Source organism: Sphingobacterium sp. LZ11T8 (assembly GCF_024261425.1).
In the GTDB taxonomy this organism is placed as follows: domain Bacteria; phylum Bacteroidota; class Bacteroidia; order Sphingobacteriales; family Sphingobacteriaceae; genus Sphingobacterium.
In genome coordinates, this window is sequence record NZ_JANBZY010000005.1 from 352324 (window position 1) to 367082 (window position 14759).

A 14759-nucleotide genomic window follows, 5' to 3' on the forward strand; every position below is an offset into this window, starting at 1 on the left:
TATCTGAATATCGGTATTATTGGGAGATTACTCAAATCTTTTTCAAGATTATAGCTCGGAAGGAGTACATATTTTACAGGTAAAACAGCTTTAAATTCTCTATTGTATTAATTGATAATACTTTGTATCTTTGCGTCCCCTCCTGCATGAAGCAACGGGGGATATGTTGAATACATAAATAAAGAAAAAACATGGCAACTAAAATCAGATTGCAGAGACACGGTAAAAAAGGAAAACCTTTTTACCACGTAGTAGTAGCAGACGGCCGTTCACCACGTGATGGTAAGTTCATCGAGCGTTTAGGTTCTTACAACCCAAACACTAACCCAGCAACTATCGTTTTGGATTTCGAAAAAGCGTTAGACTGGATGAACAAAGGTGCCCAACCTACTGACACAGTTCGCGCTATCCTTTCTTACAAAGGTGTTTTATACAAAAAACACTTACAAGGCGGTGTGAAAAAAGGAGCTTTTGATGAAGCTAAAGCTGAAGAACTTTTCACTAAATGGGCTGAAGGTAAAGATGCTCAAATCGAAGGAAAGAAATCAGGCTTAGCGAAATCTAAGGATGAAACTAAGAAAGCTGCTTTAGCTGCTGAAGCTAAGAAAAAAGAAGACAGAGCTGCTGCTATCGCTGCTAAAAACGCTCCTGTTGCTGAAGAAACAGCTACAGAAGAAGCAGAAGAAGCTGCTGATGCTACTGAAAACACTGAAGAAACTGAAGGATAATCTCTTCATAAAGTATTCAAAATGGCCGGATCATTCTATGAACCGGCTTTTTTGTTCCCATTTTATCTTGTTTTTACATCCCTAAAATCCCAACAGAAAAAGAATTCCGTACTTTTGGAAATTAATTTGTGAATATGACGAAAGATCAATGTTTTTATATCGGTTATGTCAGTAAAACCCGAGGATTGAAGGGTGAACTGCAACTGTTTTTTGAATTTGATAACTATATGGACCTTGATCTGGATGTAGTTTTCTTGGAGATGGACAAGAAATTGGTGCCATTCTTTGTAGAAAAGGTCAAGTTTCACAATAACAGCACAGCTTATGTCAATTTTGAAGATGTTGACCATATTGACAAAGCCCAACCTTTATTGAGAAAGCAAATCTACCTGCCAAATGATAAAATGCCGGAACGTGATCCCGATGATTTTACCTATCATGATCTAGTAGGTTATACCGCCATTGAGGAAGACGAAGGCGAATTGGGCGAAATTACCCATGTCCAAGAGATGCCACAGCAATTTATCGCAACCGTAGATATCGATGGCAGAGACGCCATGTTTCCCCTAAACGAGGATTTCATTGTCGGTATAGACCCCGAAGAAAAGATTATCGTATTGAACCTTCCTGAAGGTTTGATAGATATGTACCTAGAAGATTAATAAGATATTTTGAAAAGAGAATGGGCGTGTCAATCACGCCCATTTTTTTATGATCATACCTTCTTCCATTCATTTATATGTCCCATCCATCCAACCCTGATTCCTTCTGATTCAATGCCATCCGCAAAGTTTTTTCTTGAAACATTTTGAGATTACCTTGCTATTGACGATATTAGCCCTCGCTTATAGAGAAAGGCAGAGGGACTAGACCCGCTGAAGCCTTAGCAACCTGACACCAGTCAAGGTGCTACATTCTACCCCCAAAATGGGAAAGATAAGCCAAAGAATCAGTGTTCACTGTGTTCTCTCTAAGCCTTAATATATTTTTATGAAAATCGTAGATCACATCAAGAACGCGAAAGGCAAGACCTTATATTCTTTTGAGCTGTTACCTCCTGCTAAGGGGCAGGGTATCCAAAGTATCTTCCAAACGATGGATGAACTGATGGAATTCAAACCTCCCTTTATCGATGTGACGTACCACCGTGAGGATTACCTTTACAAACAACATGCTAACGGATTGTTGGAAAGGGTGTCCTATAGAAAAAGACCTGGTACGGTAGCCATCTGTGCTGCCATCATGAGTAAATATAAAGTTGATGCGGTTCCCCATCTGATCTGCGGTGGTTTCACCAAAGAAGAAACAGAAAACGCACTTATCGACCTGAACTTCTTAGGTATCGATAATGTATTGGTATTGAGAGGTGATGCCAGAAAAGGTGATGCCGACTTTATCCCGACCGCTGGGGGACATGCTTATGCAACCGACCTATTAAAACAAGTGGTGGATATGAACGAAGGTTCCTACCTACATGAAGATATAGGCTCTTCTGAAAAGACCAATTTCTGTATCGGCGTTGCCGGATACCCCGAGAAACATTTTGAATCACCTAACTTCAACACCGACTTTAAATGGTTGAAGAAAAAGGTGGAAATGGGAGCTGAATTTATCGTTACCCAAATGTTTTTTAACGTAGAAAAATATAAGGAATTTGTGACGAAGTGTAGGGAAAATGATATTCATGTTCCTATTATTCCAGGCCTTAAGCCATTAACAACCAAAAAGCAATTGATTACCCTTCCTCGGATTTTCCACTTAGATATTCCAGAGGACCTGAGTGATGCCGTGGAATCCTGTAAAACCAATGCGGATGTTAGGCGAGTTGGCGAAGAATGGCTAGTACAGCAATGTAAGGAATTAATAGACTTTGGAGTTCCGGTACTGCATTTCTACACCATGAGTAATCCTGGACCTACTAAAAATATCGTTGAAAAATTAGTGTAATTAAATTGACTAACTCTAAAATAAGAACAAAGGGCGAATGATTTCATTCGCCTTTTGTCGTTTATCATCAGGAGAGTTTTTTAACCAATATAGCGGTCTCATTCGAGACAGCTTCGAGACAGCTTCGAGAATGCCTTGGATAAAATTTTATTCATTTTGCGAGTTTTCGGAATGTGGGTAAAACAAATCCAAATAAAGCTCCTGAAAATCCAGCAATGATAAGGCCTTTTTGGAAGAAGGAGAGCAGGCGTATTCCATGTTAAATAATGTTAATCACAAATGTGGGAGATAATTCTTTGCTAAATTTAAATCACATTTATTACCTACTATAATGAACTATAGCAAAATCAACAATCTTCTCGGCTGGCTATGTGCAGTTATTGCGTTTGTATTGTATGCATTCACTGTGGATCAATCCATCAGTTGGTGGGATACCGGTGAGTTTATTGCAGCATCAGATAAGCTAGAAATTGTTCATCAACCTGGGGCACCCTTGTTTCTCTTGTTGCAGAACCTGTTTTCAAACCTTGCTTTTGGAAATAAGGAACATGTTGCACTTTGGATGAATTTAGGTTCGGCATTTTGTTCAGCCTTGACCATTATGTTTTTGTTTTGGACGATTACAGCCTTGGCAAGAAAACTGCTTTTAGGAAAGTCAGAAGGGAATAGCCTTCAAAATATGCAGATTTTCGCTGCTGGAGCGGTAGGGGCTTTGGCATATGCCTTTACAGATTCTTTTTGGTATTCTGCTGTGGAGTCAGAGGTCTATGCCATGTCATCACTTTGTACGGCCATTGTATTTTGGTTGGCGTTGAAGTGGGAGAGGAGGGCAGATGAACCGGATTCCAATAAATGGCTATTGCTGATTGCCTATGTGATGGGACTGTCCATCGGAGTTCATCTGTTGAATTTATTGACGATTCCTGCCTTAGCACTCCTGATCTATTTCAGGAAGTCAAATCACGTGACCTGGAAAGGTGCAGTAAAATCCTTTGCTTGGGGAGTTCTCGCCTTAGCCTTTATTCTTTGGGGAGTGATCCAATATTCCGTAAAGATAGCAGCAGGATTTGATCTCTTCTTCGTTAATTCATTAGGGATGCCATTTGGTTCAGGCATTGTTCTGTTTGTCCTGCTCTTAGTTTCAGCAGCGGTTTTCGGAATTATGTATTCGATCAGAAAGAACAAGCCTATCTTAAATCTCTTGATTTTAGGTACTTGTTTGGTCTTTTTCGGGTTCACCTCCTTTAGCATGATAATAATCCGTGCCCAAACGAATATTACACTGAACAATAATGATCCTGATAATGCATATTCCTTTTTGGGCTATTTGAGCAGGGAACAATATCAATCTGAGCCTTTGTTCAAGGGACCGACCTTCAATTCAAAAATAACGGATGTTAATGAATCCGTAGGTTATAGAAAGGATACCGAGCAATATGAGCAATTTGAAAATGTCAAAGGCTATAAATACGACAAGGAAGTATTGTTTCCAAGGTTGTACAGCCAAAAGCATGCTGAATTCTATAAACAATACTTGAATCTGAAAGATGGGGAAGATCCAACCTTTTTGGATAATATGAAGTTCTTTTTCAATTATCAGGTAGGACATATGTATTCCCGTTATTTCATGTGGAATTTCGTGGGCAGGCAGAATGATACACCTAGTCAAGGGGAATTGACCGCTGGGAATTGGATCTCAGGGATTAATTTTTTGGATGAACTGCGTTTGCCGGGAATGGATGCCATTTCTGATCGTATGAAAGAAGATCCAAGTAGGAATACCTACTTCTTCCTTCCACTACTGCTCGGGATTGCTGGCTTGATCTGGCAAGCAAAGCGAAGTCTAAGGGACGCCAGCATTGTTGGTCTGTTGTTCTTCTTTACAGGCTTAGCTATTGTGCTCTATTTAAATCAAACACCGCTGCAACCACGTGAGCGTGATTATTCCTATGCAGGTTCGTTTTATGTATTTGCTATTTGGATCGGTTTAGGTGTTCTGGGTTTGATCGAATTTATGCAAAAAAGGAGCAAACTTTCGGTGAAAGCAATTACCTATACTTCAGTTGCTTTTGCTATGCTTGCTGGCCCTGTATTGTTGGTCAAGGAGAATTGGGATGACCATGACCGTTCTGGTCGTCATATGACCAGGGAAGTGGCCTTGAATACCTTGAACTCCTGTGAGCCCAATGCCATATTGTTCACCTATGCTGATAATGATACTTTCCCATTATGGTATCTACAGGAAGTAGAGGGGATCAGGACAGATGTCAGGGTGTTGAATTATGGCTACCTTGGCTCGGATTGGTATGTAAAGCAGGCGATGGAGGATGTCAATCAATCCAAAGCTTTGCCGATTGCATTCGACTTTAATAAAGTTAAAAAGGGAGTTCGGGATGTGATTCAGGTGGTTGACCTAGGAATAGAAGGCTATACAGATATAGATCAATTGCTGGACGTGATGCTTTCGGACGATAATAGGAACAAACTTGAAACCAGTGATGGTAATTTTGTAAATGTGATGCCGACGAAAAAGCTCCAACTTAAAATAGATAAGGAGAAGGCCCTGAAAAATGCCAATATTCCAGCGGAATGGCAGCAGTTTATCCCAGAGCATATGCAATGGGAGCTCAAGGAAAATCTGGTTACCCGAGCAGATCTTAGTTTGATGTCCATCTTGGTCAACAACAATTGGGAAAGGCCAATTTACTTTGTCTCATTAAGTGCGCCGGCAATCTCCATGGGCATGGATAAATACCTTGCCTCAGAGGGCTTGGTCAGCAAGCTGATGCCTGTAGATATGGGGCAATCTTCAAAGGGCAACGGACTGATCAATGCAGATAAGATTTACGACAATGCCATTCATAAATTTGAATGGTCCAATATCAATAGGTTGGAGCATTTCGATGTTGATTCCAACCAATACTATGAGGGATGGATCTACCCTAATATCTATACAGATGGAATGCAAGCCTTGGTTAATCAAGGAAAGTTGAAGGAGGCAAGGGAATTGGCCTTGCAAGCCTATGATTTTCAACCGAAGGAGACCAAAAGCATGCGACAGACCTACTACAATACTGTACTTGTGGATACCTTGCTGAAGGTAAAGGAAGTCGATAGAGCAAAGATTTTGGCGGGTAGGCAATTGGAGGCCATTAAGGAAAATTTGGACTATCAATTGGCAATCTTTCAAAAGGCAAATAGGGGTTATGATTCCATTTCCATACAGTTGGGATTGGCGGCTTTAGACCAGTATGTTCCGATCTTGAAAGAATTGGGAGATGAACAGTTGATGGCTGAAGCTTCCCGACTTGACAAGAAATATAAGGCCGTTTGGTTGTAAAACTATCGAGCCATAAAAAAAGGACAAGTAATTTACTTGTCCTTTTTTTATGGCTTAAAACCAAATTATTTTTTAGACTCTTTAGCCCAAGAGTCTTTCAATGTTACTGTTCTGTTGAAGACAAGTTTATCTTCAGTTGTATTCTTGCTATCTAGGTTAAAATAACCTAAGCGAATAAATTGATATCCTTTTCCAAGCTCAGCATTTGCCAGATCAGGTTCAGCATAGGCTTTTTCAATGATCTGTAGGCTATTTGGATTGATAGATGCTTTGAAGTCTTCGGCAGCAGCAGGATTCTCATCTTGGAACAGACGGTCATAAAGACGTACTTCCACTTCTTTGGCATGTGGTACAGAAACCCAGTGAATGGTTCCTTTTACCTTCATGCCTGATGTATCCTCGCCAGATTTTGAATTAGGAACATATTCACAGTACACTTCCGTAATATTACCGTTTTCATCTTTTTTGAAATCAGTACAGGTTACGATATATCCGTGTTTCAAGCGTACGGAAAGACCAGGACCTAATCTAAAGAATTTCTTAGGTGCATCTTCCATAAAGTCGTCACGCTCGATCCATAGTTCTTTAGAAAATGGGATAACCCTGCTTCCTTCTCCACCTTCAACTTCTGGGTTGTTTTCGCCATGTAGTTCTTCAACCTTTCCATCAGGATAATTTGTGATGATTAATTTAATTGGATCCAATACAGCCATTCTGCGCCAAGCTGTTTTGTTCAGGTCCTCACGGATACAGAATTCCAATAGGCTGACATCGATCATGTTTTCACGCTTTTGGATACCGATGCGTTCGCAGAAATTACGGATACTTTCAGGGGTATATCCACGTCTACGTAGACCTGAAATGGTAGGCATCCTTGGATCGTCCCAACCTTCAACGAACTTTTCGTTAACCAATTGAAGCAATTTACGCTTACTCATCACCGTGTAGTTCAGGTTTAAACGAGCAAACTCATATTGTTTAGATGGGAAGATCTCTAAACTGTTGATCAACCAATCGTATAATGGGCGGTGCGGAATAAATTCCAAAGTACATACCGAGTGGGTTATCTTTTCGATGGAATCAGATTGTCCATGAGCAAAATCATACATTGGATAGATGCACCATTTGTCACCGGTACGGTGGTGGTGTGCATGTTTGATACGATAAATGATCGGATCGCGCATATGCATATTAGGACTCGCCAAGTCTACCTTGGCACGCAATACTTTTTCGCCATCTTTATATTTACCATCGCGCATCTCTTCGAAAAGTTTTAGGTTTTCTTCGATAGAGCGGCTGCGGTATACGGTCGGAGTCCCTGGAACGGTCGGAGTTCCCTTAGATGCAGCGATTTCTTCTGAAGTGCTGTCGTCTACATAAGCCAATTCCTTTTTGATCAATTCGACTGCAAAGTCGTAAAGTGTATCAAAATAATCTGAGGTGTATAATTCCTCGGCCCACTGGAATCCTAACCATTGAATATCTTTTTTGATGCTATCTACGTATTCCACATCCTCTGTTACAGGGTTGGTGTCGTCGAAACGTAGGTTTGTTTTGCCATTGTACTTCTGCGCTAAAGAAAAATTTAGACAGATTGACTTAGCATGCCCAATATGAAGATAGCCGTTTGGCTCAGGAGGGAAACGGGTCAATACACGCCCATCATTTTTCCCATTACGAAGATCCTCTTCGATAATCTCTTCAATAAAATTCAATGATTTTTCTTCTTCTACCATGTAGCAAAGTTAGCTATTTCAACGATATAATGGATAATAGCATAACGAATACTTGTTTGATTTTGCTTATTTTCGATTTAAAATTATGGAACTATGAATTTGAGAGTCCTAACCTTTCTTTGTTTGCTATTTCCTTGTCTGGTTTGTGCGCAAAAAAAGGCAAAACCAAAGATGTTCGTTTATGGATCGGACATTACTGCCCTGTCTGCTGCAATACAGGCTGCCAGATCGAATGTTCCGACCGTCATGCTGATGGACAGGCCGATTTTGGCAGAGGAAATCACTTCCGAAGTCCTTCAGATTGAAGGCAACAAAAACTTGGATGGTGGAATATGGATGGGCATACTGATGGAAATGGCAATCAGCAAGACCCGCGATGATTCCTTGGCTCAGGTGGTCAAAAAGGATTTTAATCCACAATTGGCAAGGAATGCCATTGACAAGTATATGCGTGAATTGCCAAACCTGACCGTCATTAAGGAACAGAGCATATCTAAAGTAACCCGAAATAAAAGAAATTGGGAAATTATCCTTTCCAATAGACAGAAATTTGAAGTGCTGTCGGTGGTAGATGCCAGTGAAGATGCAGGCCTGGTTAAGGCATCTGGTCTTAAATTGGATTCGGCATTGCAAGGTGGATATACTAAAGCCAAGGATATGGGGCTGGCAATCAGCAGGACCAGTTTGGCCGTAGGAGAATTGGATAGGGCTTCCTCTGTGGTCTTCCTGAAAGATTTGTTGGACTTTGAAAAAGAAAACCTGTTTGATATCGGGCGATTGAGATCCATGGCTAAATCGCCGGATAACATTGGATTCAGATCTTCCTTTGGGCAGGCCATTGGTGCTACAGCAGGCTATACAGCTTTCTTCAAGACCGATAGCAAGAAAATCGATATCCGTAAGCTACAAGCAGAGCTTTTGGCTTTCAAGGCCAGATTGATCCCGTACCAGGATGTGGAAGTTAAAGACCCTCATTTTGCTGCCATCCAAAAATGTTATTTGACTGGTTTCTTTTTGGGAAAGGAAGTCGAGGGGAAATACATCTTTGATGGTGACCAAATCGTCAAATTTAAGGATGTCAAAGCTGTCCTAAATGATATTTATACCCGTAGTCAGTTATGGTTTTTGGATAATTACCGTGAGGATGAGATGACGTGGAAAGATTTATTGGGCATGATCAAATTCATTGCCTTTAAGGGAGATGAAGTAGATAGACAGATCGCCAAGGATTGGAAAACCAAATTGAAGTTTGAGGGGGAGTTTTCTCCAGAGAATAAAGTGACTAGGGATCAATTTGCTGTCGTGGCCGATCTTTTTTCCAGTTCATTTGCAAAAGCCATCAATTTAGATGGAAGCTTTGTCAAATAGGGAAGATATTGATATATAAAAAAGGCCCTTCAACAATTTGTTGAAGGGCTTTTTCTAATCTATGGTAATAGTCCTAGGGGCATTTTATACATATGCGAAAACAGTTCCCATACCTTCATTATTGGTAAAGGTGGTATCCAAGTTGATCAATTGACCGGTTCCGATATTGATCACCATTCCATGGATTGCTAAATCGGCACCATTCTTCCATGCATTTTGGACGATAGAGGTAGAGGTCAAGTTGAATACTTGCTCCTTTACGTTCAATTCTACCAGTTTGTTTGCTTTTTCTTCTTGATCTTCAATAGAATCAATCTCCGCAGCGTGCAAACGGTAAACATCTTTGATATGGCACAACCAGTTGTCGATGATGCCGTATTGTTGAGAACTCAATGAAGCGGCAACACCACCACAGCCATAATGGCCAGCAACGATGATATGTTTTACTTTCAATACATTGACCGCATAGTCTAATACTGCTAACATACTCATGTCTGAATGGACACACATATTGGCGATATTACGGTGTACAAATACTTCACCGGGTTTCTTTCCCGTCAATTCATTCGCAGGAACACGACTATCAGCGCATCCAATCCATAAGATTTCTGGACTTTGGCCTTTAGAAAGTTGTTGAAATCTGCCTGATGTATCTTTCGCTACGAAGTCCATCCAGTCTTTGTTTCCTTCTAAAATCTGAGTAAATCCTGTTTCTAATTCTTTTTGTCCCATTATTATGTGATTTTATTTATTTGTAAGGTCTAATGAAAGACCTTACAAGTTTCTGCAATTATTTTAAATTAATTAAACTACTTTTTTAAGTTTTTGTTTTTTGGCGATGCCGTTTCTTTTGTACGTAACATCGTTCAGCTCAATTTCCAGGCCTTTGCTAATGGCATTTTGCTCGAAATCCTTAATGACATCGATGACATCCTTGTCAATAAACTTACTTTTTTGACCATCAATGATGATGGATTTTACACTCTTCGGAAGATTGTAAAGTTTTTGTTGAATCGGTGCTTTGTTCAAGAAAGTTACCTCTTCTGCCAAAGTGATGACAGCTGTTTCGTTCTCTGAATGATCTGTTGATTTGATGTTCAGGTGGTATGCATTGTGCATGTTTGCACGCAGGATATAGAAAGTCGCCACCAAGATACCAATTCCTACACCGGTCAATAGATCGGTGAACACTACAGCAACAACCGTAACTACGAAAGGAATAAATTGATCCAACCCTTTTACCAACATTTGCTTGAACAAGGCTGGTTTTGCCAGTTTATAACCTGTATGCAATAGAATTGCTGCCAAACCTGCCAAAGGGATCAAGTTGATCATACTAGGGATGGCCAATAAAGCTAACAATAACCAAACACCATGCAAGATTGACGATTGTCTGGTCTTACCACCTGCATTCGCATTTGCTGATGAACGTACGATTACTGAAGTCATCGGTAAACCACCCAAGAAACCACTTGTAATATTACCAATACCCTGAGCGATCAGCTCGCGGTTCGTTGGTGAATTACGTTTCAAAGGATCCAGTTTATCTACGGCTTCAATACTCAACAAGGTTTCTAAACTTGCGATGATCGCAATGGTAAAGGCCACAATCCATACTTCTTTATTGAAGATCTGGGTGAAATCCGGGAAAATGAAAAGTCCTTGGAATTCAGCAAATGAGGATACCACTGGGATATTCACAAAATGTCCTTGGCTCAATGCGAATGAAGTTCCTTGGAAGGCAAAACCTAAGCCTACACCTAATAATACGACGATTAGCGGTGCAGGGATTTTGTTCAACTTCTTGATATTTGGCCAAAAGATCAATACGGCCAATGAAAGGAAACAAATAATGGTGGCACCCCAATTGACATTTGAGATCACTGTGTTTGTAAAGGCAGTAATTCCGCCACCATTTTCAAAATCGAATGCATTAGTTTCCGATAATCCAAATGCTAAAGGGATCTGTTTCAGTATAATGGTGATACCGATTGCGGCCAACATGCCCAATATGACAGATGATGGAAAGTAGTTTCCAATCATTCCTGCCTTAATGATCCCGAGGATCAATTGGATGGCACCTGCAATAAGTACGGCCAAAATAAAGGTTTCATAAGCGCCTAATTGTTCAATGGCACCTAAAACAATAACTGTTAATCCTGCTGCTGGACCACTCACAGATAAGGGTGATCCTGAAATCGATGCTACTACAATACCACCGATGATACCGGTCAAAATACCGGCAAATAGAGGCGCTCCAGACGCCATTGCAATTCCCAGACATAATGGCAAAGCCACTAAAAATACTACAATACTAGCTGGGAAATCATATTTTAAGTCCCTTTTTGATAATTTCAAAAAAGCGGACGTACGTGTACCAAACATAAACCTACGTTTTAAATTTTTAATTCAATAAATGATAATTTGATTCAGTATTCCTATTAAGACGTCGATCTAATGAGGTCAGAACAGGGTATACCCTTAGGATATTGAATTAACAATTAGGAGGTGGAGTGGGTACGGAGGCATGGTAGGCACAGATACTCTTCTCGTTTTTCAGGTAGTGTTTAATACCAGCGCTATTTTCTACGGTTGGGTTGAAAAGCATGAAATCAATGTCACCTGGTCTAAAGATCTTGATACCTGTTTCGTGCAGGTCCTCATTGTTGCTGTTAGTCCCTTTCGCGGTGTTCTCAATTTCAAGCTGCATGACTACTTGTAAGACTGTACCTTTATCCAGTACATCCACAAACATAGGGGTAATAGAAATCAGCATCTTCGTGAAGAAGATAAAGAAGCAAAGTTTTGCTGCCAATATTCTATATGCCTTTGTAAACATGTGGGTCTTAGTAATCATTTCTGCAACAAAAATAAAATTAAATTTTAAAATAGTTTCTTTTTTGAAATTTTATTATGAAAAAATTACAAAAGTCGCCTCTTTAATCTGAATTCTTAATATTGCGTTAACATAATTTTGTTTAAAATCTTAATTTGAATAATTATATCTTTATTTATTATTTCAATTAGCATTTTAAGGCTATAACTTATGAAAGAACAATTTATTGAAAAGATAACTGCCTCCTATAATCCTAAGGGGCCATTTATACAATTAGGTTCTGGTATCCTTGATGGTGAGATTGTAACAGCAGCTAAGGTAAACCTCGCTTTAAAGATGATGAACCGACATGGTCTGATTGCAGGAGCGACCGGAACGGGTAAAACCCGGACCCTGCAGTTGACTGCTGAACAACTATCGGATGCCGGTGTGCCGGTTTTCATGTTGGATGTAAAGGGGGATTTATCGGGATTAGCTGAACCTGGAAAAACCAATGATGCCTTGATAGAGCGTGGAAACGCTGTTGGGATCCCTTTTGAACCCGCAAGTTTCCCTATAGAACTGTTTTCTCTTTCCGGAAAATTAGGTGCTCCAATGCGAGTTACTGTCGAGGATTTTGGTCCGGTGCTACTGGCCCGTATCTTGGACCTGAACGATACCCAAGCTGGGGTATTGAGTGCTATATTCAAATATGCGGATGATACGCAGTTGCCTATCGTCGATTTTCCGGATCTCAAAAAGTTGCTGAGTTACCTTTCTGATGGGCCCGGCGCTGAGGAAATCAAGAATGATTATGGTAAGATCTCGACAGCAAGTGCCAATACGATCTTAAGGAAAATTGTCGCTATCGAACAACAGGGGCTTGCCCATATCTTTGGCGAAAAAGAATTTGATATACAGGACCTGTTTGGAAAAGTGGATGGAAAAGGGGTAATTACCTTATTGAACATTTCCGATATCCAAGACCAACCTTTATTATTTTCCACATTTTTATTGAGCCTTTTGGCCCAATTATTTAAGAAATTACCTGAAGTTGGGGATTTAGATAAACCTAAATTGGTGTTTTTCTTTGATGAGGCACACTTATTGTTTAATGGAGCATCGAAGGCTTTCTTGACGCAGATCGAGCAGATCGTTCGATTGATCCGTTCAAAAGGAGTAGGGGTGTTTTTCTGTACACAGGCGGCAACGGATATTCCTGAATCTGTTTTAGGACAATTAGGAAACAGGGTCCAACATGCTTTAAGAGCATTTACCCCGAACGATGCCGATAACTTAAGGAAAACGGTGAAAACTTATCCTACATCGGAGTTTTACGAGATCGATAAGGTCTTGACCTCATTAGGAACAGGGCAGGCTTTGGTAACTGTATTGAATGATAAGGGTATTCCGACAGAGGTGGTTGCAACGCATTTAGTGCCTGCAAGAGCCATAATGGGTCCATGTAGCCCTCAGTTATATGAGGAATTGGTTCAAAATTCGGATTACCGTTCGAAATATCAAGAACGAGTGGAAAGACAGACTGCATCGGAAATCATTGAGGAGCGCATGAAGTCTTTTGAAGCAAAGAAAGAGGCCGAGGCGGCACAGAAAGAAGCGGAGAAAGCAGCAGGGAAAACGAGGTCTTCTGGATCTAGGAGACAAACACCTTTGGAAGCCGCACAGACGCAGGCGAGCAGGACATTGGCGAGAGAGGGCGCGAAATTATTAGGGAAGATTGCCAATGGCATCCTAAACTCTATCTTCAAAAAGAGATAATATTTAAAACATTATATTTGCAAACGAAAATCGAGTACTAAACAAAAAATTACATTATGGGAAAACCAACTTTGGTGGTTCTAGCAGCGGGAATGGCTAGCCGTTATGGTTCATTAAAACAAGTGGATGGTTTTGGTCCACATGGGGAAACAATTATTGATTATTCCATTTTTGATGCGATCCGTGCCGGTTTTGGAAAAGTAGTTTTCATTATCCGTGAAGAATTTGAAGCCGTGATGCGTGAAAAATTTGACGCCAAGCTTGCAGGTAAGATCGAGGTAGCTTATGCTTTTCAAGATTTTAACTTGAGGAAATTCGGAATCGATAAAGATATTGAACGTGCTAAACCTTGGGGTACAGCTCATGCTGTGATGAGTGCGAAGGATGAAGTTGATGGACCTTTCTGTGTAATCAATGCTGATGATTTTTATGGTTATGATGCCTTTAAGAAAATGGCTGATTTCCTAAGCAATGAGGCGGATGATAAGCACATGTCTTTGATGGGATTTGCATTGGGCAATACCATGTCGGACTATGGCTATGTTTCTCGTGGTGTATGTGAGGTGACTCCTGAAGGCCATATGGCTTCCGTTACGGAAAGAACGAACATCTATTATGATAACGCTGAAGGCGACAAGAAAATCGTCTTTGAAGAGAACGGAGTAAAAAATGAATTGCCAGCGGATGCACGTGTATCGATGAACTTCTGGGGCTTTACTCCTAAAATCTTTGAAGTGGCGATGGAGATGTTCCCTAAGTTTGTTGAAGAAAATGGTGATAATCCTAAATCAGAATTCTTTATCCCTTCTGTTCCTGACTACATGGTAAAAAAAGGACAGGCTGACTTTAAAGTAATTCCAACTTCTTCGAAATGGTTTGGTGTTACTTATATGGAAGATAAACCAATCGTACAGGAAAGTATCTCAAAATTGGTAGCTGATGGAGAATACCCTCAGAAATTATTTTAATACCAAGTTTTAAAAATATATCGAATGGCAGGCATAGTCCTGCCATTTGTTTTTCCACAATATTGATATCTTTATTTC

The 14759-nt window shown here is 40.3% G+C and carries 11 protein-coding genes and 1 riboswitch; of the genes, 7 read left to right on the forward strand and 4 right to left on the reverse strand.

What is annotated here, in order from left to right:
* Positions 1-191: 191 nt before the first annotated feature.
* The 4 genes from NLF99_RS14045 to NLF99_RS14060 all read left to right on the forward strand — a co-directional run bounded on the left by NLF99_RS14045 (position 192) and on the right by NLF99_RS14060 (position 6015).
* Entirely contained in the window at positions 192-728 is a 537-nt protein-coding gene (locus NLF99_RS14045; RefSeq protein ID WP_185213940.1) for a 30S ribosomal protein S16, read from the forward strand.
* A 134-nt stretch (positions 729-862) separates the two neighbouring features.
* Positions 863-1390, forward strand: a complete 528-nt coding sequence (rimM, locus tag NLF99_RS14050; RefSeq protein ID WP_185213941.1) for a ribosome maturation factor RimM — start codon at positions 863-865, stop codon at positions 1388-1390.
* 180 nt (positions 1391-1570) lie between these two features.
* Positions 1571-1671: riboswitch (SAM riboswitch) on the forward strand.
* Between the two features lie 47 nt (positions 1672-1718).
* The gene (locus NLF99_RS14055) at positions 1719-2675 is read left to right on the forward strand and encodes a methylenetetrahydrofolate reductase (protein WP_254529045.1); all 957 of its coding nucleotides are present in this window, start codon (positions 1719-1721) and stop codon (positions 2673-2675) included.
* Positions 2676-3006: 331 nt separating this feature from the next.
* Positions 3007-6015, forward strand: a complete 3009-nt coding sequence (locus NLF99_RS14060) for a DUF2723 domain-containing protein (RefSeq protein ID WP_254529047.1) — start codon at positions 3007-3009, stop codon at positions 6013-6015.
* Positions 6016-6080: 65 nt separating this feature from the next.
* On the opposite strand, the gene NLF99_RS14065 is transcribed toward NLF99_RS14060, so the two are convergent.
* On the reverse strand, positions 6081-7751 hold the full coding sequence (locus NLF99_RS14065; RefSeq protein ID WP_185217333.1) for a glutamine--tRNA ligase/YqeY domain fusion protein: 1671 nt from the start codon (positions 7749-7751) through the stop codon (positions 6081-6083).
* A 93-nt stretch (positions 7752-7844) separates the two neighbouring features.
* Between NLF99_RS14065 and NLF99_RS14070 the strand changes: the two genes are divergently transcribed.
* Positions 7845-9119 carry an FAD-dependent oxidoreductase gene (locus NLF99_RS14070; RefSeq protein ID WP_254529049.1) on the forward strand — a complete coding sequence of 425 codons (1275 nt, stop codon included), beginning with the start codon at positions 7845-7847 and terminating at the stop codon, positions 9117-9119.
* 84 nt (positions 9120-9203) lie between these two features.
* Here the strand turns inward: NLF99_RS14070 and NLF99_RS14075 are convergent, their stop codons facing one another.
* From NLF99_RS14075 to NLF99_RS14085, 3 genes are all read right to left on the reverse strand, one after another.
* Positions 9204-9851, reverse strand: a complete 648-nt coding sequence (locus NLF99_RS14075) for a carbonic anhydrase (protein WP_185213946.1) — start codon at positions 9849-9851, stop codon at positions 9204-9206.
* 72 nt (positions 9852-9923) lie between these two features.
* Positions 9924-11504, reverse strand: coding sequence for a SulP family inorganic anion transporter (locus tag NLF99_RS14080; protein WP_185213947.1), 1581 nt, complete (start codon positions 11502-11504; stop codon positions 9924-9926).
* 109 nt (positions 11505-11613) lie between these two features.
* Positions 11614-11958, reverse strand: a complete 345-nt coding sequence (locus NLF99_RS14085) for a hypothetical protein (RefSeq protein WP_237219504.1) — start codon at positions 11956-11958, stop codon at positions 11614-11616.
* A 207-nt stretch (positions 11959-12165) separates the two neighbouring features.
* Between NLF99_RS14085 and NLF99_RS14090 the strand changes: the two genes are divergently transcribed.
* Together NLF99_RS14090 and NLF99_RS14095 are read left to right on the forward strand one after the other, a co-directional pair.
* Entirely contained in the window at positions 12166-13713 is a 1548-nt protein-coding gene (locus tag NLF99_RS14090; RefSeq protein ID WP_254529051.1) for a helicase HerA-like domain-containing protein, read from the forward strand.
* Positions 13714-13769: 56 nt separating this feature from the next.
* Complete coding sequence (locus NLF99_RS14095) at positions 13770-14681, forward strand: sugar phosphate nucleotidyltransferase (RefSeq protein WP_185213949.1); 912 nt, start codon at positions 13770-13772, stop codon at positions 14679-14681.
* Positions 14682-14759: the final 78 nt, after the last annotated feature.